Annotated in this window: 23 protein-coding genes; 13 read left to right on the top strand and 10 right to left on the bottom strand. The window is 62.6% G+C overall.

Annotated elements, in window-relative coordinates:
* The first annotated feature begins 4 nt into the window (after window positions 1-4).
* Complete coding sequence (locus tag IAE40_RS18220) at window positions 5-898, top strand: ZIP family metal transporter (protein WP_063543165.1); 894 nt, start codon at window positions 5-7, stop codon at window positions 896-898.
* A gap of 29 nt (window positions 899-927) precedes the next feature.
* Here the strand turns inward: IAE40_RS18220 and IAE40_RS18215 are convergent, their stop codons facing one another.
* From IAE40_RS18215 to IAE40_RS18170, 10 genes are all read right to left on the bottom strand, one after another.
* Window positions 928-1,200 (bottom strand): HPr family phosphocarrier protein, encoded by a 273-nt coding sequence (locus IAE40_RS18215; protein WP_054894385.1) that lies wholly within the window; start codon window positions 1,198-1,200, stop codon window positions 928-930.
* 20 nt (window positions 1,201-1,220) lie between these two features.
* Window positions 1,221-2,075 (bottom strand): RNase adapter RapZ, encoded by an 855-nt coding sequence (rapZ, locus tag IAE40_RS18210; protein WP_063543167.1) that lies wholly within the window; start codon window positions 2,073-2,075, stop codon window positions 1,221-1,223.
* 2 nt (window positions 2,076-2,077) lie between these two features.
* Entirely contained in the window at window positions 2,078-2,542 is a 465-nt protein-coding gene (ptsN, locus tag IAE40_RS18205; protein ID WP_054894383.1) for a PTS IIA-like nitrogen regulatory protein PtsN, read from the bottom strand.
* 12 nt (window positions 2,543-2,554) lie between these two features.
* A complete protein-coding gene (gene hpf, locus IAE40_RS18200) occupies window positions 2,555-2,863 on the bottom strand; it encodes a ribosome hibernation-promoting factor, HPF/YfiA family (protein WP_054894382.1) in 309 nt (102 codons plus the stop codon).
* A gap of 78 nt (window positions 2,864-2,941) precedes the next feature.
* The gene (locus IAE40_RS18195; protein ID WP_153772671.1) at window positions 2,942-4,435 is read right to left on the bottom strand and encodes an RNA polymerase factor sigma-54; all 1,494 of its coding nucleotides are present in this window, start codon (window positions 4,433-4,435) and stop codon (window positions 2,942-2,944) included.
* Between the two features lie 173 nt (window positions 4,436-4,608).
* Entirely contained in the window at window positions 4,609-5,334 is a 726-nt protein-coding gene (lptB, locus tag IAE40_RS18190) for an LPS export ABC transporter ATP-binding protein (RefSeq protein ID WP_054894380.1), read from the bottom strand.
* On the bottom strand, window positions 5,335-5,859 hold the full coding sequence (gene lptA / locus IAE40_RS18185) for a lipopolysaccharide transport periplasmic protein LptA (protein ID WP_054894379.1): 525 nt from the start codon (window positions 5,857-5,859) through the stop codon (window positions 5,335-5,337).
* Window positions 5,846-6,418, bottom strand: a complete 573-nt coding sequence (gene lptC / locus IAE40_RS18180) for an LPS export ABC transporter periplasmic protein LptC (protein WP_054894378.1) — start codon at window positions 6,416-6,418, stop codon at window positions 5,846-5,848. Before lptC ends, lptA begins: the two co-directional genes overlap by 14 nt.
* An 8-nt stretch (window positions 6,419-6,426) precedes the next feature.
* Window positions 6,427-6,951: a KdsC family phosphatase gene (locus IAE40_RS18175; protein WP_054894377.1), complete on the bottom strand. Its 525-nt coding sequence runs from the start codon at window positions 6,949-6,951 to the stop codon at window positions 6,427-6,429.
* Window positions 6,952-7,926, bottom strand: coding sequence for a KpsF/GutQ family sugar-phosphate isomerase (locus tag IAE40_RS18170; protein WP_153772669.1), 975 nt, complete (start codon window positions 7,924-7,926; stop codon window positions 6,952-6,954). It abuts the gene before it with no gap.
* A 245-nt stretch (window positions 7,927-8,171) separates the two neighbouring features.
* On the opposite strand from IAE40_RS18170, the gene IAE40_RS18165 reads away from it, so the two are divergent.
* The 12 genes from IAE40_RS18165 to IAE40_RS18110 form a co-directional block, all read left to right on the top strand.
* A complete protein-coding gene (locus IAE40_RS18165; protein WP_054894375.1) occupies window positions 8,172-8,981 on the top strand; it encodes an ATP-binding cassette domain-containing protein in 810 nt (269 codons plus the stop codon).
* The gene (gene mlaE, locus IAE40_RS18160; RefSeq protein ID WP_063543173.1) at window positions 8,981-9,778 is read left to right on the top strand and encodes a lipid asymmetry maintenance ABC transporter permease subunit MlaE; all 798 of its coding nucleotides are present in this window, start codon (window positions 8,981-8,983) and stop codon (window positions 9,776-9,778) included. The genes IAE40_RS18165 and mlaE overlap by 1 nt, the downstream gene beginning before the upstream one ends.
* On the top strand, window positions 9,778-10,263 hold the full coding sequence (gene mlaD, locus IAE40_RS18155; protein ID WP_054894373.1) for an outer membrane lipid asymmetry maintenance protein MlaD: 486 nt from the start codon (window positions 9,778-9,780) through the stop codon (window positions 10,261-10,263). The genes mlaE and mlaD overlap by 1 nt, the downstream gene beginning before the upstream one ends.
* A 9-nt stretch (window positions 10,264-10,272) precedes the next feature.
* Window positions 10,273-10,926, top strand: a complete 654-nt coding sequence (locus IAE40_RS18150) for an MlaC/ttg2D family ABC transporter substrate-binding protein (protein WP_063543175.1) — start codon at window positions 10,273-10,275, stop codon at window positions 10,924-10,926.
* Window positions 10,923-11,225: an STAS domain-containing protein gene (locus IAE40_RS18145; protein WP_054894371.1), complete on the top strand. Its 303-nt coding sequence runs from the start codon at window positions 10,923-10,925 to the stop codon at window positions 11,223-11,225. Before IAE40_RS18150 ends, IAE40_RS18145 begins: the two co-directional genes overlap by 4 nt.
* A gap of 118 nt (window positions 11,226-11,343) precedes the next feature.
* Window positions 11,344-11,583 carry a BolA family protein gene (locus IAE40_RS18140; RefSeq protein WP_054894370.1) on the top strand — a complete coding sequence of 80 codons (240 nt, stop codon included), beginning with the start codon at window positions 11,344-11,346 and terminating at the stop codon, window positions 11,581-11,583.
* A 24-nt stretch (window positions 11,584-11,607) separates the two neighbouring features.
* A complete protein-coding gene (murA, locus tag IAE40_RS18135) occupies window positions 11,608-12,873 on the top strand; it encodes a UDP-N-acetylglucosamine 1-carboxyvinyltransferase (RefSeq protein ID WP_065863244.1) in 1,266 nt (421 codons plus the stop codon).
* A gap of 103 nt (window positions 12,874-12,976) precedes the next feature.
* A complete protein-coding gene (gene hisG, locus IAE40_RS18130; protein ID WP_063543179.1) occupies window positions 12,977-13,612 on the top strand; it encodes an ATP phosphoribosyltransferase in 636 nt (211 codons plus the stop codon).
* A gap of 127 nt (window positions 13,613-13,739) precedes the next feature.
* Window positions 13,740-15,062 carry a histidinol dehydrogenase gene (gene hisD, locus IAE40_RS18125; protein WP_200603648.1) on the top strand — a complete coding sequence of 441 codons (1,323 nt, stop codon included), beginning with the start codon at window positions 13,740-13,742 and terminating at the stop codon, window positions 15,060-15,062.
* A gap of 2 nt (window positions 15,063-15,064) precedes the next feature.
* On the top strand, window positions 15,065-16,114 hold the full coding sequence (hisC, locus tag IAE40_RS18120) for a histidinol-phosphate transaminase (RefSeq protein WP_197892157.1): 1,050 nt from the start codon (window positions 15,065-15,067) through the stop codon (window positions 16,112-16,114).
* A gap of 120 nt (window positions 16,115-16,234) precedes the next feature.
* The gene (locus IAE40_RS18115) at window positions 16,235-16,882 is read left to right on the top strand and encodes a FadR/GntR family transcriptional regulator (protein WP_054894365.1); all 648 of its coding nucleotides are present in this window, start codon (window positions 16,235-16,237) and stop codon (window positions 16,880-16,882) included.
* A gap of 13 nt (window positions 16,883-16,895) precedes the next feature.
* The coding region (locus tag IAE40_RS18110) for a CynX/NimT family MFS transporter (RefSeq protein WP_200603647.1) at window positions 16,896-18,105 on the top strand (1,210 nt) is incomplete at its 3' end.

The following is an 18,105-nucleotide window of genomic DNA, read 5'->3' as shown; positions in this document are numbered from 1 at the left end:
TGTCATGCGCTCCGAGGTGATGTCTGTCAGCAGTGTGCGCCTGTTCCGACTGGCGCTTGGGACTTTGCTGTTGCTTGTCGGAACCGCGCTGTTGGTGGCGCGGGGCATCGCCTGGTTGGACCTGGAGCCGCGCATGTTACGTGCGCTTGAAGGCGGTGCATTGTGCGCACTGGGCACGGCGCTGGGCGCGGTACCGGTGCTGGTGATCCGCAACATGCCGGTGGCGGTGGCTGACACCTTGCTTGGCTTCGGTGCCGGGGTGATGTTGGCAGCCACCGCGTTCTCTCTGATCATCCCGGGCCTTGATGCGGCTCAGTCCATTGGCTTCAGCCCTTGGGGCGCCGGTGGCCTGGTCAGTGCCGGGTTGTTGTTCGGGGCGCTGTGCCTGTTCCTGGTCGACTTGAGAATCTCCGGGGTTTCGCCGGAGTCCATGGTCGGGCAAGGCAATCAGCCGGTGATCGCTGCGCGGATCTGGCTGTTCGTAGCCGCGATCATCGCGCACAACATCCCGGAAGGCATGGCCATTGGTGTTTCCGCTGGCGGCGGCATGCCAGACGCCGACAGCCTGGCCATGGGCATTGCCCTGCAGGACGTGCCGGAGGGGCTGGTGATCGCGTTGGTGTTGGCAGGGGCTGGGATGTCGCGGTTCAAGGCCTTCCTGATCGGTGCTGCATCCGGGCTGGTGGAGCCGGTGGCGGCGGTGATCTGTGCCTGGCTGGTGAATGTTGCCGAGCTGCTGCTACCGCTTGGGCTTGCGTGTGCGGCAGGAGCGATGTTGCTGGTGGTGACCCAGGAAATCATTCCCGAGTCACGCAGCAATGGCAATCATCGCCTGGCAAGCCTGGGGTTATGCATCGGCTTCTGCCTGATGATGGTGATGGACACTGCGATGTCCTGAGGCTGTCAGGCAAGGGACGGGGCGGGAGCTTACTCGCCTTCGTCAAAATAATTGTTGATCAGCGCCACCAGTGCATCCAGTGCGTCGTTGTCCTGCTCGCCTTCGGTATGCAGGTGCACTTGGGTGCCTTTGCCCGCGGCCAGCATCATCACTGCCATGATGCTCTTGCCGTCCACCAGCTTGTCGGGGGCTCGCCCGACCCGAACCTGGCAGGGGAACTTCCCGGCCACGCCGACGAACTTGGCTGCCGCCCGGGCGTGCAGGCCCAGCTTGTTGATGATGGTGATTTCGCGGGCGGGCATCGTGGGGTGGATCCTGTGGGTTAGAGGTCGCGGTGACGGACCTGGACGTTTTTCAGGGTTTGCTGCAGCAGTTGTCCGAGGCGCTCGGTGATATAGACAGAGCGGTGGTGTCCGCCGGTGCAGCCGATGGCGATGGTGACGTAGGCGCGGTTGCTGGCGGCAAAGCGCGGTAGCCACTTCAACAGGTAGCTGGAGATGTCCTGGAACATTTCCTCGACGTCCGGTTGTGCTGCCAGGTACTCGATCACTGGCGCTTCAAGGCCAGAGTGCTCGCGCAACTCGGGTTTCCAGTAAGGGTTTGGCAGGCAGCGCACGTCGAACACCAGATCGGCGTCCACCGGCATGCCGCGTTTGAAACCGAAGGATTCGACGAGAAAAGCGGTGCCGGGTTCAGGCTGGTTGAGCAGGCGCAGCTTGATCGAGTCACGCAGCTGGTAAAGATTAAGGCTGGTGGTATCGATCTTGAGGTCGGCGAGGTCGGCGATGGGGCCGAGCAGTTCGCTTTCTACGCGGATCGCTTCGGCGAGCGAACGGTCCGCGTTGGTCAGCGGGTGGCGACGGCGGGTTTCGGAGAACCGCTTGAGCAGCGTGTCCTCGTCGGCGTCCAGGTACAGCACGTCACACTGGATGTGACGTGCGCGAGCGTCCTCGAGCAATTCGGGGAAGCGCGACAGATGGCTCGGCAGGTTGCGCGCATCGATGGACACGGCGACCTTGGGTTGCATCAGTTCGGTATTGATCAGCGCGTTTTCCGCCAACTGCGGCAGCAACCCGGCGGGCAGGTTGTCGATGCAGTAGTAGCCGTTGTCTTCCAGCACATCGAGCGCGGTGCTCTTGCCGGAGCCGGACCGGCCGCTGACGATGATCAGGCGCATGTTCAGTGCTCGTTCTGTGCGTCCAGGACTACCTGGTAGAGGGCTTCGCTGCTGTCGGCGGCACGCAGGCGATCACGGACTTCCTTGCGATCGAGCATGCTGGCGATCTGGCGCAGCAGTTCGAGGTGGGCATCGGTGGCCGCTTCCGGGACCAGCAGCACGAACAGCAGGTCCACGGGGGCGCCGTCGATGGCGTCGTAGTCGATGGGAGCGTCCAGATGCAGCAGGGCGCTGACGGGGGCAGTACAACCTTCCAGGCGGCAATGAGGAATGGCGATGCCATTACCGAAACCGGTGGAGCCCAGTTTTTCGCGAGCGATGAGCTTTTCGAAGACGTCTTGCATCGCAAGCTCAGGTACTTGCTCGGCAATCAGGTTGGCGACCTTTTCCAGGGCGCGCTTCTTGCTGCCGCCCGGCACGTTCACGAGGGAACGGCCGGGGGTCAGGATGGTTTCAAGTCGGATCATGGATGAGGGGGATCAGCGGGCAGCTGCACCTTGCAGCAGGCTTTGCTGTTTTTCCTTGTGTTTTTTCAGTTGGCGGTCGAGCTTGTCAGCCAGTGCGTCGATCGCGGCATACATGTCTTGGTGTTCTGCGTTGGCGACCACTTCGCCGCCGGGAATCTGGAGTGTCGCTTCAACCTTCTGCTGCAGCTTTTCGACTTTCATGATCACCGTTGCATTGGTGATCTTGTCGAAATGTCCTTCCACGCGGGCGAGCTTCTCGAGCACGTATTCGCGCAGTGGTTGGGTGACTTCTACATGCTGGCCACTGATGTTGACTTGCATACAGCTTCTCCTTTGTTGCCCGTGCATAAAGAGGCAGGTATTGCACCTGCCACTGAAACGCTGTGGCACATCCCGGCGCTACATCAATCGCTTGCGCTCGCTCGACGGGGCAATCCCCAGCGATTCGCGGTACTTGGCGACGGTACGGCGGGCTACCTGGATGCCTTGTGCCTCCAGTAAACCAGCGATCTTGCTGTCACTCAATGGCTTTTTCTGATTTTCCGCGGCCACCAGTTTCTTGATGATCGCGCGGATCGCCGTAGACGAGCATTCGCCGCCTTCGGCGGTGCTCACATGGCTCGAGAAAAAGTATTTCAATTCGTAGATGCCACGGGGGGTGTGCATGTACTTCTGTGTGGTGACCCGCGAAATGGTCGATTCGTGCATGCCTACCGCTTCGGCGATGTCGTGCAGCACCAGCGGTTTCATGGCTTCGTCGCCATGATCGAGGAAGCCGCGCTGATGTTCGACGATTTGCGTGGCCACTTTCATCAGCGTCTCGTTGCGGCTTTGCAGGCTCTTGATGAACCAGCGCGCTTCCTGCAGCTGGTTGCGCATGAAGGTGTTGTCGGCGCTGGTGTCGGCGCGGCGGACGAAGCCTGCATACTGCGGATTGACTCGCAGGCGAGGCACGGCCTCCTGGTTCAATTCGACCAGCCAGCGGTCGCTGTCCTTGCGTACGATGACGTCCGGGATCACGTACTCCGGCTCGCTGGATTCGATCTGCGAACCTGGGCGCGGATTGAGGCTTTGCACCAGCTCGATGACCTGGCGCAGCTCGTCTTCCTTGAGCTTCATACGACGCATCAGCTGGCTGTAGTCGCGGCTGCCGAGCAGGTCGATGTAGTCGGTAACCAGGCGCTGGGCTTCGGCCATCCACGGCACGCTCGCCGGCAGCTGGCGCAGCTGCAGCAACAGGCATTCGCCCAGGTTACGGGCGCCGACGCCGGCCGGCTCGAATTGCTGAATGCGGTGCAGCACCGCTTCGACTTCATCCAGCTCGATGTCCAGCTCGGGATCGAACCCGGCGCAGATTTCCTCGAGGCTGTCTTCCAGGTAGCCCTGGTCGTTGATGCTGTCGATGAGGGTGACCGCGATCAGGCGGTCGGTGTCGGACATCGGTGCCAGGTTGAGCTGCCACAGCAGGTGGCTCTGCAGGCTTTCGCCGGCAGAGGTGCGGGTGGTGAAGTCCCACTCGTCTTCATCGTTGCTGGGCAGGCTGCTGGCGCTGGTCTGGTAGATGTCTTCCCAGGCCGTGTCGACCGGCAATTCGTTGGGGATGCGCTCGTTCCACTCGCCTTCTTCGAGGTTTTCCGTGCTGACGGTAGTTTCCTGGAAGCTGTTGTCCTGGGCTTCGGCGGCAGGTTTGCTTTCGCCGTTTTCCGCCATTGGATCGCTGTTGTCGAAGTCGTCGCCGTCTTCCTGACGTTCGAGCATCGGATTGGACTCCAGCGCTTCCTGGATTTCCTGCTGGAGGTCCAGGGTGGAGAGCTGGAGCAGACGGATGGCCTGTTGCAACTGCGGGGTCATCGTCAGTTGCTGGCCCATTTTTAGGACGAGCGATGGTTTCATGGCTGGGGCTTAATACCTTGTTCGCCGGCGCGCATGCGCCATCCACTACAGGGCGCCGGAGCGCCAAATCTTAAGCAAGTTATATGCCTGAAATTGTAGCGTTTGCCTAGAGCACTGTAACACTTAAGCCCGTTTCACCAGGCATTTCCAATGCTCCAGGCAGCTCCCGGGCGTCAGAGTCGGAACTCGTGGCCCAGGTAGACTTCCTTGACCAACTGGTTGGCCAGGATGGTCTCGGCGTCGCCTTCGGCGATCAGTTGACCATCGTTGACGATATAGGCGGTCTCGCAGATGTCGAGGGTTTCGCGCACGTTGTGGTCGGTGATCAGTACGCCGATGCCCTTGGCCTTCAGATGGTGGATGATCTGTTTGATATCGCCCACGGAAATCGGGTCGACGCCGGCGAAGGGTTCGTCCAGCAGGATGAATTTCGGCGCAGTCGCCAGGGCGCGGGCAATTTCGACGCGACGGCGTTCGCCACCGGACAGGCTCATGCCGAGGTTGTCGCGGATGTGGCTGATATGGAACTCCTGCAGCAGGCTTTCCAGCTCCTTGCGCCGTCCATCGCGGTCCAGGTCCTTGCGTGTCTCGAGGATGGCCATGATGTTGTCGGCGACCGACAGCTTGCGGAAGATCGAGGCTTCCTGCGGCAGATAGCCGATGCCTGCCTGGGCCCGGCCATGCATGGGCTGATGGCTGACATCGTTGCTGTCGATGAGCACGCGGCCCTGGTCGGCCTGGACCAGCCCTACGATCATGTAGAAGCAGGTGGTCTTGCCGGCGCCGTTGGGGCCGAGCAGGCCGACGATCTGGCCGCTGTCGATCGACAGGCTGACGTCGCGGACGACCTGGCGGCCCTTGTAGCTCTTGGCCAGGTGCTGGGCTTTGAGGGTTGCCATTTACTCGGCCTTTTTCTTCGGTTGGATCACCATGTCGATACGCTGACGAGGTGCGGTCACGTTACCACCACGGCCAGCGGTCGCCACCTGGGTCTTGGTGTTGTAGACGATCTTCTCGCCTTCGGTGGTGTTGCCTTCGTTCTCGACCTTGGCGCGGTCGGTGAGGATGACGATATCCTTCTGCGCCTGGTACTGGATGGTGACGGCCCAGCCCTTCATCTTGTCGGGTTTTGCAGCGCTCTGCTGTTGCTCGAAGTAGGCCAGGTTGCCCACCGAGGTCACGACGTCGATGTCGCCCGAGGCGGCGCGAGTCATGGTCACGGTGTTGCCTTTGATCATCATCGAGCCCTGGGTGATGATCACATCGCCGGTGTAGGTGGCAACGCCCTGTTTGTCGTCCAGATGCGCGTTGTCCGCCTGGATGCGGATTGGCTGGTCACGGTCGTTCGGCAGGGCCAAGGCGCTCGCGCTTCCCAGTGCTGCGCTCAGGCTGAGCAAAAGGGGGAGGGTTTTAACGAGCCTCATACTGTCCTCTTACGTTGGACAGCAGGTCCATCCTGCCGTCTTCCAAATATGCTTTCATTCCTACACCCGTAGTCGTGCCACCGGCGCCGTCGATTCTAACGGCTTGGGCGGTCTGCGCATATTGCTTCTGCGGGAACACCGTCATGCGGCTACTGGTGATCAGGGTGTCGCGTTGTTTTTCGTCGGTGCGGGCGATCCGCACGTTGTCGATCAGTTCGACCTCGGTACCGTCCGGGTTGACCTCGGCGCGCACGCTCTGCACGTGCCATGGGAAAGCTGTCCCACGGTAGATGTGCATGTCTGGCGTGGTCACCAGGGTGACTTCGCTGGCCTTCAGGTGCTCGACCTTGTCCGCGGTCATCTCGTATTGCAGCCTGCCGTCGGGCAGGTACTGTACGCTGTGGGCGTTGATCGCATAGTAGTCGATGGCGCTTTCGTCGACCTGGGCCGTGGGCTTGTCGAGGAAGCTCTCGGGGCTGATGTTCCAGTAGCCGACCGCCACCAGCAGCGCAGCGATGGCTGCCAGCAGCACGGCATTTCGAAGTTTCTTGCTGAGCATGGCGTGGCCTACAGGTAATGGGCGTTGGCAGCGTCCAGGGTACCCTGGGCCTGCATGATCAGTTCACAGAACTCGCGGGCTGCGCCTTCGCCGCCGCGTGCCTGGGTGACGCCGTGGGCGTGCTCGCGGACGAAGGTCGCGGCATTGGCCACGGCCATGCCCAGGCCCACCCGGCGGATTACCGGGAGGTCGGGAAGGTCGTCGCCCAGGTAGGCGACCTGCTCGTAGCTCAGGCCCAGCTCGGCGAGCAGGCCGTCCAGCACCACCAGCTTGTCTTCGCGGCCCTGGAACAGGTGTGGAATGCCCAGGTTCTTTGCCCTGCGCTCGACCACGGGGGTCTTGCGTCCACTGATGATCGCGGTGGTTACGCCCGAGGCCATGAGCATCTTGATGCCGTGGCCATCGAGGGTGTTGAAGGTCTTGAATTCGCTGCCGTCCTCGAGGAAGTACAGGCGGCCGTCGGTCAGCACGCCGTCCACGTCGAAGACGGCCAGCTTGATGGCTTGGGCACGTTGCATCAGGTCCTGGGTCATTTACATCACTCCGGCGCGCAGCAGGTCGTGCATGTTCAGGGCGCCGGTCGGACGATCCTGGTGATCGACCACTACCAGCGCGCTGATCTTGTGGTCTTCCATGATCTTCAAGGCTTCGGCGGCGAGCATTTCGGCGCGGGCGGTCTTGCCGTGAACGGTCATGACTTCGTCGATGAGCGTCTTGTGCACGTCGATGTTGCGATCCAGGCTACGACGCAGGTCGCCGTCGGTGAAGACGCCGGCCAGGCGGCCGTCGTGCTCCATGACCACGGTCATGCCCAGGCCCTTGCGCGACATTTCCAGCAAGGCGTCCTTGAGCAGTGTGCCGCGCTGCACCTGGGGCAATTCGTCGCCCGCGTGCATGACGTTCTCGACTTTCAACAGCAGGCGGCGGCCCAGGGCGCCACCCGGATGGGAGAACGCGAAGTCCTCGGCGGTGAAGCCTCGTGCCTCGAGCAGGGCGATGGCCAGGGCATCGCCCAGGACCAGAGCGGCGGTGGTGGACGAGGTGGGTGCCAGGTTCAGCGGGCAGGCTTCCTGGGCGACGCTGGCGTCGAGGTTGACTTCTGCAGCCTGTGCCAGTGGTGAGTCGGGCTTGCCGGTCAGGCTGATCATCTGGATGCCCAGGCGCTTGATCAGCGGCAGCAGCGTGACGATCTCTGCGGTGCTGCCGGAGTTGGACAGGGCGAGGATGACATCGTCGCGGGTGATCATGCCCATGTCGCCGTGGCTGGCTTCGGCCGGGTGCACGAAGAACGACGGGGTGCCGGTGCTGGCGAGGGTGGCGGCGATCTTGTTGCCGATATGGCCGGACTTGCCCATGCCGACCACGACAACCCGCCCCTTGCTGGCCAGGATCAGCTCGCAGGCCTTGACGAAATTGCCGTCGATACGGGCCCGCAGGCCTTCTACGGCCTCGAGTTCCAGGCGCAGGGTGCGCTGGGCGGATTGGATCAGCTCGCTGGATTGGCTCATGTCGAAAAAGCAATGCCTGATGAAAAGGCGCCGATTATAGCGGCAATGTTTGAAACGCTCACCTTCGAGTTGTCGTAGGCAGTTGCAAAATTGCTGTACGGTGCCTGAACGACTCGGGGAAATGGCCTTGGGGACAACTTTGCGCGGTGCTATAGTTCGCCGCTATTCGGCCCGCCAGGGATGCGTGTGCCTTCATGATGAAGGCAGGCGTCCATGTAGACGAGGCTGCATTGCAAGGAGTCTAGATGAGTTCGGATAGCGCCTACGCGGTCGAGTTGAAGGGCGTCACCTTCAAACGCGGTTCGCGCAGCATTTTCAGCAATGTCGACATCCGTATCCCCCGCGGCAAGGTCACTGGCATCATGGGGCCTTCCGGGTGCGGCAAGACAACTCTGCTGCGCCTGATGGGCGCGCAATTGCGCCCCTCCAGTGGCGAAGTCTGGGTAGGCGGGCAGAACCTGCCGGCCCTGTCGCGCAGCGACCTGTTCGATGCGCGCAAGCAGATGGGGGTGCTGTTTCAGAGCGGTGCGCTGTTTACCGACCTGGATGTCTTCGAGAACGTGGCCTTCCCGCTGCGTGTGCACACCCAGTTGTCCGACGAGATGATTCGCGACATCGTCCTGATGAAACTGCAGGCCGTGGGCCTGCGCGGTGCCATCGATCTGATGCCGGACGAGCTGTCAGGCGGCATGAAGCGCCGTGTGGCGCTGGCCCGGGCGATTGCGCTGGATCCGCAGATTCTCATGTACGACGAGCCTTTCGTCGGCCAGGACCCTATCGCCATGGGCGTTCTTGTGCGCCTGATCCGCCTGCTCAACGACGCCCTGGGCATCACCAGTATCGTCGTCTCGCACGACCTGGCCGAGACCGCGAGCATTGCCGACTACATCTATGTGGTCGGTGATGGCCAGGTACTGGGGCAGGGCACGCCGGACGAACTGATGGGGTCGGACAACCCGCGTATCCGCCAGTTCATGAAGGGCGATCCGGACGGTCCGGTGCCATTCCACTTTCCTGCGCCAGACTACCGCGCCGATCTGCTGGGGACGCGTTGATGCGCAGAAAATCCATACTCGAACGCATTCGCCTGTTCGGGCGCGCCGCCATCGACGTGCTGGCCGTGCTCGGGCGCTCGTGCCTGTTCCTCTTCCATGCCCTGGCCGGACGCGGCGGCATCGGTGGCGGCTTCCAGCTGTTGACCAAGCAGCTCTATTCGGTGGGTGTGCTGTCGCTGGCGATCATCGTGGTATCCGGCATGTTCATCGGCATGGTGCTGGCCCTGCAGGGCTATAGCATCCTCACCAAGTACGGCTCCGAGCAGGCCGTCGGCCAGATGGTCGCCTTGACGCTGCTGCGCGAGCTGGGACCGGTCGTCACGGCGCTGCTGTTCGCCGGGCGTGCGGGTTCGGCGCTGACGGCCGAGATCGGCAACATGAAGTCCACCGAGCAGCTCTCCAGCCTGGAGATGATCGGTGTCGATCCGCTCAAGTACATCGTCGCCCCGCGCCTCTGGGCCGGCTTCATCTCGCTGCCGCTGCTGGCGCTGATCTTCAGCGTGGTCGGCATCTGGGGTGGGTCGTGGGTGGCCGTGGACTGGCTGGGGGTCTACGAGGGCTCGTTCTGGGCCAACATGCAGAACAGTGTTTCTTTCAGCGATGACGTGATCAACGGGCTGATCAAAAGCCTGGTGTTTGCCTTCGTCGTCACCTGGATCGCCGTATTCCAGGGGTATGACTGCGAACCCACTTCAGAGGGGATCAGCCGTGCCACCACCAGGACCGTGGTCTATGCCTCGTTGGCAGTCCTGGGTCTGGACTTTATTCTGACCGCCTTGATGTTTGGAGATTTCTGATGCAAAACCGCACCCTGGAAATCGGTGTCGGCCTGTTCCTCCTGGCCGGGATCCTGGCGCTGCTGCTGCTGGCCCTGCGTGTCAGCGGCCTGTCGGCCAGTCCGACCAGCGACACCTATAAAGTTTATGCGTACTTCGACAATATCGCCGGTTTGACTGTCAGAGCTAAAGTGACCATGGCCGGTGTGACCATCGGCAAGGTCACGGCCATCGATCTGGATCGCGATTCCTATACCGGTCGGGTCACCTTGCAGCTGGACAAGTCGGTCGACAATCTGCCGACCGATTCCACTGCTTCGATCCTGACCGCCGGGTTGCTCGGCGAGAAGTACATCGGCATCAGCGTGGGCGGTGAAGAGCAGGTGCTCAAGGATGGCAGCACCATCCACGACACCCAGTCGGCCCTGGTGCTGGAAGATCTGATTGGCAAGTTCCTGCTCAACTCCGTTGGCAAGGAACCGAAAGAAGCCCAACCAGCTAATTGAGGAGTTTCCATGATTTCGATCCTGCGACGTGGCCTGCTGGTCCTGCTGGCGGCCTTCCCCCTGATGGCCCTGGCGGCGCCGGGCCAGTCTCCGCGCGACGTGGTTCAGGGCACCACCACTGAACTGCTGTCCGACCTCAAGGCGAACAAGGCGCAGTACAAGTCCAACCCGACCGCTTTCTATGATGCGCTCAATCGCATCCTTGGCCCGGTGGTCGACGCTGACGGCATCTCCCGGAGCATCATGACCGTCAAGTACTCGCGCAAGGCCACGCCCGAGCAGATGCAGCGCTTCCAGGAGAATTTCCGCCGCAGCCTGTTCCAGTTCTACGGCAACGCACTGCTTGAATACGACAACCAGGGCATCACCGTCGATCCAGCCAAGCCGGATGATGGCCAGCGTGCTTCGGTGGGCATGAAGGTGTCTGGCAACAATGGCGCGGTATACCCGGTCCAGTACACCCTGGAAAACATCGGTGGTGAGTGGAAGGTGCGTAATGTCATCGTCAATGGCATCAATATCGGCAAGCTGTTCCGCGACCAGTTCGCCGACGCGATGAACCGTAATGGCAACAACCTCGACAAGACCATTGACGGCTGGGCTGGCGAAGTGGCCAAGGCCAAGGAAGCTGCCGACAGCTCTCCCGAGAAGACGGTCAAATGAGTGAAGCCGACATGACTATGACCGAGCCAGGTGTCTTGCGCCTGGCCGGGGTGCTGGACTATCGCAGCGGGCCGGCCCTGCGCAAGCAGGGCAAGGCCTTGATCGCCGCCAGCCGCGAGCAGCGGCTGGTGCTCGACTGCTCGGCCGTGAGCAAGTCCAGCAGCGTGGGGTTGTCATTGTTGCTGGCGTTCATGCGGGATGCCCAGGCTGCTGGCAAGGCCTGGGAAGTACGCGGCATGCCTGCAGACATGCGTGAAATCGCCGAGGTCTACGACCTCGATGAAGTGCTGGCGGGCTGATGGCCCGTCATCAAGGGAAGGCCCCTCGGTCAGCGCGTCCTCGTATGGGCTTCGCAGGCGAGGGGCTTTTTTGTATCATGGCCGACCCGCGCGCACTGGGCGCCGATTGAGGTTGAGCATGCAGGCCTTAGAAGTTAAGAGCTTCCTTGAAGAAAAACTGCCGGGAACCCGGGTCGAAGTTGAAGGCGAAGGCTGCAACTTCCAGTTGAACGTGATCAGCGACGAGCTGGCCGGCCAGAGCCCGGTCAAGCGTCAGCAGGCGATCTATGCTCACCTGAATCCGTGGATCGCCAACGGCAGCATCCATGCGGTAACGATGAAATTTTTCAGCAGCGCAGCCTGGGCTGAGCGCACCTGAGCCAACGTTGGCGGCGAGATTGAAATGGACAAACTGATTATTACTGGCGGCGCGCGCCTCGACGGCGAGATCCGCATTTCCGGCGCGAAGAACGCGGCCCTGCCGATTCTGTCGGCCACGCTCCTGGCCGATGGCCCGGTCACCGTCGGCAACCTGCCGCACCTGCACGACATCACCACCATGATCGAGCTGTTCGGGCGCATGGGCATCGAGCCTGTGATCGACGAGAAGCTGGCGGTGGAGATCGATCCGCGCACCATCAAGACGTTGGTTGCGCCCTACGAGCTGGTCAAGACCATGCGCGCCTCGATCCTGGTACTCGGCCCGATGGTCGCCCGCTTCGGCGAGGCCGAAGTCGCCTTGCCAGGTGGCTGCGCCATCGGTTCGCGTCCGGTCGACCTGCACATCCGTGGCCTTGAAGCAATGGGCGCGAAGATCGAAGTCGAAGGTGGTTACATCAAGGCCAAGGCCCCTGAAGGCGGCCTGCGTGGTGCGCACTTCTTCTTCGACACGGTCAGCGTGACCGGTACCGAGAACATCATGATGGCTGCTGCGCTCGCCAAGGGCCGCAGCGTGCTGCAGAACGCCGCGCGCGAGCCTGAAGTGGTCGACCTGGCCAACTTCCTGATCGCCATGGGTGCGAAAATCCAGGGCGCCGGTACCGACACCATCACCATCGATGGTGTCGAGCGCCTGCACTCGGCCAGCTACCGTGTGATGCCCGACCGTATCGAGACCGGTACCTACCTCGTCGCTGCTGCTGTTACCGGCGGTCGCGTCAAGGTCAAGGACACCGATCCGACCATCCTCGAAGCCGTCCTCGAGAAGCTCAAGGAAGCTGGCGCCGACATCACGACCGGTGAAGACTGGATCGAGCTGGACATGCACGGCAAGCGGCCTAAGGCCGTCAACCTGCGTACCGCGCCGTATCCGGCATTCCCGACCGACATGCAGGCACAGTTCATCTCCCTCAACGCCATTGCCGAAGGCACGGGCGCCGTGATCGAGACGATCTTCGAAAACCGCTTCATGCACGTGTACGAGATGCACCGCATGGGCGCGCAGATCCAGGTCGAAGGCAATACCGCCATCGTCACCGGGGTCAAGGCGCTCAAGGGTGCGCCCGTGATGGCTACCGACCTGCGCGCTTCGGCGAGCCTGGTGCTGTCTGCGCTGGTCGCCGAAGGTGATACCCTGATCGACCGCATCTACCACATCGACCGTGGTTACGAGTGCATCGAGGAAAAACTGCAGATGCTGGGCGCGAAGATCCGTCGCGTACCGGGCTAGTCGCGCTCTCTGCCTGTGATCGGCACACGGACGTGCCAGCCGAATCGAACACGGCCAGGTCGATGACCTGGCCGGCTGTAGCCGCTTAAGGACCGACGTTGCAATGTTGACCATCGCGCTTTCCAAAGGCCGTATTCTCGACGATACCCTGCCGCTGCTGGCCGAGGCCGGTATCGTGCCGACCGAGAACCCGGACAAGAGCCGCAAGCTGATCATCCCCACCACGCAGGACGACGTGCGCCTGCTCATCGTGCGTGCCACCGACGTGCCGACCTACGTCGAGCATGGTGCCGCCGACCTGGGTGTGGCCGGCAAGGACGTGTTGATGGAATACGGCGGCCAAGGTCTGTACGAGCCGCTCGACCTGCAGATCGCCAAGTGCAAGTTGATGACCGCTGGCGTCGTTGGTGCACCCGAGCCCAAGGGGCGTCTGCGTGTGGCCACCAAGTTCGTCAACGTAGCCAAGCGCTATTACGCCGAACAAGGCCGCCAGGTCGACATCATCAAACTCTATGGCTCCATGGAGCTGGCCCCGCTGATCAACCTCGCCGACAAGATCATCGACGTGGTGGACACCGGCAACACCCTGCGCGCCAATGGCCTCGAGCCACAGGAACTGATCGCCACGATCAGTTCGCGCCTGGTGGTGAACAAGGCCTCCATGAAGATGCAGCACGCCCGTATCCAGAATCTCATCGACACCCTGCGCAAGGCTGTCGAATCGCGACACCGCGGCTGACTTCTGCGCGCGACCTTCGCTGTCGCGCCCGTCTATCCGCGTCATAGCCACTTTTCTCGGGTGCCCGCGCGGATGGACTGGTAGCCTAGGGCGCCTGAGCATTCGCCAATAAAACGAGGCCCTCGTCATGACCGTGTCCACTGCAATTGCCCGTCTCAACGCTGCTGATCCGGATTTCGCGCGACATCTGGATCATCTGCTGAGCTGGGAAAGCGTGTCCGATGACGCGGTCAACCAGCGGGTGCTCGACATCATCAAGTCCGTGCGCGAGCGTGGCGATGCGGCGCTGGTGGAGTTCACCCAGCGTTTCGATGGCGTTGATGCCAAGTCTATCGATGACCTGATCCTGGGTCGCGAGCGCCTGGAGCTGGCCCTGACTCGGATCTCCGCAGCCCAGCGCGAGGCGCTGGAAACTGCCGCCAACCGCGTGCGCAGCTACCACGAACGACAGAAGCAGGATTCCTGGCAGTACACCGAGGCTGATGGCACCGTGCTCGGCCAGAAAGTCACCCCGCTCGATCGCGCAGGGCTGTACGTGCCTGGCGGCAAGGCGTCGTACCCGTCATCGGTACTGATGAATGCCATCCCCGCCAAGGTGGCCGGTGTCGGTGAGGTGGTCATGGTGGTGCCGACCCCGCGTGGAGAGATCAACGAGCTGGTGCTGGCTGCGGCCTGTATCGCCGGCGTCGATCGCGTGTTCACCGTCGGTGGCGCGCAGGCAGTCGCGGCGTTGGCCTACGGCACCGAGAGCGTGCCGCAGGTCGACAAGATCGTCGGTCCCGGCAATATCTACGTAGCCACCGCCAAACGCCATGTGTTCGGCCAGGTCGGCATCGACATGATCGCCGGGCCATCGGAAATCCTCGTGGTATGCGATGGCCAGACCGACCCGGGCTGGATCGCCATGGACCTGTTCTCCCAGGCCGAGCACGACGAAGATGCGCAGGCGATCCTGGTCAGCCCTGATGCGGCCTTCCTCGACCGCGTGGCGGCCAGCATCGACAAGCTGCTGCCCACCATGGAGCGCGCCGAGATCATCGAGAAGTCGATCAACGGTCGAGGCGCCCTGATCCAGGTGCGTGACATGCAGCAGGCCATCGAGGTCGCCAACCGCATCGCCCCGGAACACCTCGAATTGTCGGTCGCCGACCCGCAGGCCTGGTTGCCGCAGATCCGCCATGCCGGCGCGATCTTCATGGGCCGCCACACCAGCGAGGCCCTGGGTGACTACTGTGCAGGCCCTAACCACGTGTTGCCCACATCCGGCACCGCACGGTTCTCTTCACCGCTGGGGGTGTATGACTTCCAGAAGCGTTCGTCGATCATCTTCTGCTCCGAGCAGGGCGCATCCGAGCTCGGTCACACTGCATCCGTACTGGCCCGTGGCGAGTCGCTGACCGCCCACGCCCGTAGCGCCGAATACCGCATCCTCAACGAGAAGGGGAACTGAACATGAGTCGATTCTGGAGCCCCTTCGTCAAGGACCTGGTGCCTTACGTGCCGGGTGAGCAGCCCAAGCTGGCTCGCCTGGTCAAGCTCAATACCAACGAAAACCCCTATGGGCCTTCGCCCAAGGCGTTGGAGGCCATGCGTGGCGAGTTGAGCGACAACCTGCGCCTGTACCCGGATCCGAACAGCGACCGGCTCAAGCAGGCTGTGGCTGATTACTACAAGGTCACCCCGCAGCAGGTCTTCGTCGGCAACGGTTCGGACGAAGTGCTGGCGCACATCTTCCACGGCCTGTTCCAGCACGGCGCGCCGCTGCTGTTCCCGGATATCAGCTACAGCTTCTATCCGGTGTATTGCGGCTTGTACGGTATCGACTTCGAGCAGGTGGCGCTGGACGAGCAGTTCCAGATCCGCATCGAGGACTACAACAAGCCCAATGCCGGGATCATCTTCCCCAACCCTAACGCTCCGACTGGCTGCCTGCTGCCGCTCGAGGCCATCGAGCGCTTGCTCCAGGCCAATCGCGACTCGGTGGTGGTCGTGGACGAAGCCTACATCGACTTTGGCGGCGAAACCGCGATCGCACTGGTGGACCGCTACGACAATTTGCTGGTGACCCAGACCCTGTCCAAGTCGCGCTCGCTGGCGGGTCTGCGGGTGGGGCTGGCCGTGGGGCATCCGGACCTGATCGAGGCACTGGAGCGGATCAAGAACAGTTTCAACTCCTATCCGCTCGATCGCATGGCGATCGTCGGGGCGGCGGCAGCGTTCGAAGACCGCGCATACTTCGACGAGACCTGCCGCAAGGTCATCGACAGCCGCGATGCGTTGGTCGAGCAGTTGACGGCGCGGGGCTTCGAGGTGCTGCCATCGGCGGCCAACTTCATCTTCGCCCGGCACCCGCAACAGGATGCGGCAGAACTGGCGGCGCGCCTGCGTGAGCAGGGGGTGATCGTGCGGCACTTCAAGCAGGCACGGATCGCGCAGTTCCTGAGGATCACCGTAGGCACGCCGGAGATGAACCAGGCGTTGATCGATGCGTTGAACGGGTAGTTCGCGTCGTTCCTGTCGCGGGGCAAGTCGGATCGCTGCATCGCCGCTCCGACTTGCCCCGCGATGCTTTTCAGCGCTATTGTTGCCACTTGTAAATTCATCCGATGACTGGACGTTAGTATGTCCCTGTTGATCAAGCGCTCCCTGGTGGAGCAAGCCGTGGACCAATTGCGCGAGCGCATTGCCCAGGGCGCCTGGGCTGTGGGGCAGCGCCTGCCCACCGAGCCGGAACTGGCCCTGGAACTGGGCATCAGCCGCAATACCGTGCGTGAAGCCATGCGTGTGCTGGCCTTCAGTGGTCTGGTAGAAGTGCGCCAGGGCGACGGCAGCTATCTGCGCACCGCCCAAGACCCCTTGCAGGCAGTGCAGGCCATCTCGCGCTGCACGGTCGAGCAGGCCCGCGAGACCCGTTGCATCCTCGAAGCCGAGGCCATCGGCCTCGCCGCTCTGCGGCGCACCGACGATGATCTGCGCGACTTGCGCGAGGCCCTGGAGCGCAGCTGTGGGCACTTTCACGGCGATCTGGACACCTATGTGGCCTGTGACCTGGTGTTCCACCAGCGTCTGGTGGACGCAGCGCACAACCCCGCACTGAGCGAGTTGTACCGCTACTTTTCCAGCGTCGTCGCTGCAGCGGTGCAGCACAACATGAGTGCGCTTCCCCGCAGTCAACGAGTGTTCGACCTGCATGTGCAGATCCTCGACGCCATCGAACAACGCGACCCGGACGCGGCCAAGCGCCTGAGCCGGGCCCTCATCGAATCTTGAGCCCGAGTGCCCCATGCCTGAACAACTGACGTCCAACCACTCCAAGCACGACCCTGAACTCGATGAGCTGCTGATCGATGCCGAGGCTGACGACGAACAGGTCCAGCAGCAGCCGGTGATGCTGCGCCGACCTTGGTTGCTGTTGCTGGGGTTGGTGCTGGTCGCGTTGAACCTGCGCCCGGCGCTGTCGAGCATGGCGCCGGTGCTGGGCCAGGTGTCCGAGGGGCTGGGGCTCAATGCTTCCGCGGCAGGTTTACTGACGACCTTGCCTGTCCTGTGCTTGGGCCTGTTCGCGCCACTGGCGCCGATCCTGGCGCGTCGTTTTGGCAGCGAGCGGGTGATTCTGGGCATCCTCCTGACCCTGGCGCTGGGGATCCTGCTGCGCAGTGCACTCGGTGCGACCGGGGTATTCGTCGGCAGCCTGATCGCCGGTGCCAGCATCGGCATCATCGGCGTGCTGCTACCGGGCATCGTCAAGCGTGATTTCCCCGCTCATGCCGGCACCCTGACGGGCGTCTACACCATGGCCCTGTGCCTTGGCGCAGCGATGGCCGCGGGCAGCACCGTGCCCTTGAGCCAGTACTTCGGCGACAGTTGGGCCATGGGGCTGGGCTTCTGGCTGTTGCCCGCGCTGCTGGCGATGCTGGTGTGGGCGCCCCAGGCGCGCCAAGGGCATGGCGCGCACCAGGTGGCCTATCGGGTGCGTGGGCTGTGGCGCGATCGGTTGGCCTGGCAGGTAACGTTGTACATGGGGCTGCAGTCCTCGCTGGCCTACATCGTGTTCGGCTGGCTGCCGTCGATTCTCATCGGTCGTGGCCTGAGCCCCACGCAAGCCGGTCTGGTGCTTTCGGGGTCGGTGCTGGTGCAGCTGATCAGCTCGCTCAGTGCGCCCTGGCTGGCGACCCGCGGCAAGGATCAGCGGCTGGCGATCGTGGTGGTGATGCTGGTCACCCTCGGCGGCTTGTTCGGATGCCTGTATGCGCCAATCTCGGGGCTGTGGGGCTGGGCGGTGCTGCTGGGGCTGGGGCAAGGCGGTACTTTCGCCCTGGCCTTGACCCTGATCGTGCTGCGTTCGAAGGATTCGCACGTGGCTGCGAACTTGTCGAGCATGGCCCAGGGCGTCGGCTACACGCTGGCTTCGATGGGCCCGTTCGCGGTCGGATTGGTACATGACCTCACCGATGGCTGGGCAGCGGTTGGCGGGATCTTCGCGGTGCTGGGGC

Source organism: Pseudomonas sp. S44 (assembly GCF_016624805.1).
GTDB lineage: Bacteria > Pseudomonadota > Gammaproteobacteria > Pseudomonadales > Pseudomonadaceae > Aquipseudomonas > Aquipseudomonas machongensis.
The sequence above is the reverse complement of the archived record's forward strand: the minus strand, read 5'-3'. Positions and strand labels throughout refer to the sequence as shown.

What these genes read in the sequence shown, in the direction of transcription:
- IAE40_RS18220 (WP_063543165.1), top strand. Translation starts at nt 5, where the DNA reads ATGCGCTCCGAGGTGATGTCTGTCAGCAGTGTGCGCCTGTTCCGACTG.
- IAE40_RS18215 (WP_054894385.1), bottom strand. Translation starts at nt 1,200, where the DNA reads ATGCCCGCCCGCGAAATCACCATCATCAACAAGCTGGGCCTGCACGCC.
- rapZ (WP_063543167.1), bottom strand. Translation starts at nt 2,075, where the DNA reads ATGCGCCTGATCATCGTCAGCGGCCGGTCCGGCTCCGGCAAGAGCACC.
- ptsN (WP_054894383.1), bottom strand. Translation starts at nt 2,542, where the DNA reads ATGATCCGACTTGAAACCATCCTGACCCCCGGCCGTTCCCTCGTGAAC.
- hpf (WP_054894382.1), bottom strand. Translation starts at nt 2,863, where the DNA reads ATGCAAGTCAACATCAGTGGCCAGCATGTAGAAGTCACCCAACCACTG.
- IAE40_RS18195 (WP_153772671.1), bottom strand. Translation starts at nt 4,435, where the DNA reads ATGAAACCATCGCTCGTCCTAAAAATGGGCCAGCAACTGACGATGACC.
- lptB (WP_054894380.1), bottom strand. Translation starts at nt 5,334, where the DNA reads ATGGCAACCCTCAAAGCCCAGCACCTGGCCAAGAGCTACAAGGGCCGC.
- lptA (WP_054894379.1), bottom strand. Translation starts at nt 5,859, where the DNA reads ATGAGGCTCGTTAAAACCCTCCCCCTTTTGCTCAGCCTGAGCGCAGCA.
- lptC (WP_054894378.1), bottom strand. Translation starts at nt 6,418, where the DNA reads ATGCTCAGCAAGAAACTTCGAAATGCCGTGCTGCTGGCAGCCATCGCT.
- IAE40_RS18175 (WP_054894377.1), bottom strand. Translation starts at nt 6,951, where the DNA reads ATGACCCAGGACCTGATGCAACGTGCCCAAGCCATCAAGCTGGCCGTC.
- IAE40_RS18170 (WP_153772669.1), bottom strand. Translation starts at nt 7,926, where the DNA reads ATGAGCCAATCCAGCGAGCTGATCCAATCCGCCCAGCGCACCCTGCGC.
- IAE40_RS18165 (WP_054894375.1), top strand. Translation starts at nt 8,172, where the DNA reads ATGAGTTCGGATAGCGCCTACGCGGTCGAGTTGAAGGGCGTCACCTTC.
- mlaE (WP_063543173.1), top strand. Translation starts at nt 8,981, where the DNA reads ATGCGCAGAAAATCCATACTCGAACGCATTCGCCTGTTCGGGCGCGCC.
- mlaD (WP_054894373.1), top strand. Translation starts at nt 9,778, where the DNA reads ATGCAAAACCGCACCCTGGAAATCGGTGTCGGCCTGTTCCTCCTGGCC.
- IAE40_RS18150 (WP_063543175.1), top strand. Translation starts at nt 10,273, where the DNA reads ATGATTTCGATCCTGCGACGTGGCCTGCTGGTCCTGCTGGCGGCCTTC.
- IAE40_RS18145 (WP_054894371.1), top strand. Translation starts at nt 10,923, where the DNA reads ATGAGTGAAGCCGACATGACTATGACCGAGCCAGGTGTCTTGCGCCTG.
- IAE40_RS18140 (WP_054894370.1), top strand. Translation starts at nt 11,344, where the DNA reads ATGCAGGCCTTAGAAGTTAAGAGCTTCCTTGAAGAAAAACTGCCGGGA.
- murA (WP_065863244.1), top strand. Translation starts at nt 11,608, where the DNA reads ATGGACAAACTGATTATTACTGGCGGCGCGCGCCTCGACGGCGAGATC.
- hisG (WP_063543179.1), top strand. Translation starts at nt 12,977, where the DNA reads ATGTTGACCATCGCGCTTTCCAAAGGCCGTATTCTCGACGATACCCTG.
- hisD (WP_200603648.1), top strand. Translation starts at nt 13,740, where the DNA reads ATGACCGTGTCCACTGCAATTGCCCGTCTCAACGCTGCTGATCCGGAT.
- hisC (WP_197892157.1), top strand. Translation starts at nt 15,065, where the DNA reads ATGAGTCGATTCTGGAGCCCCTTCGTCAAGGACCTGGTGCCTTACGTG.
- IAE40_RS18115 (WP_054894365.1), top strand. Translation starts at nt 16,235, where the DNA reads ATGTCCCTGTTGATCAAGCGCTCCCTGGTGGAGCAAGCCGTGGACCAA.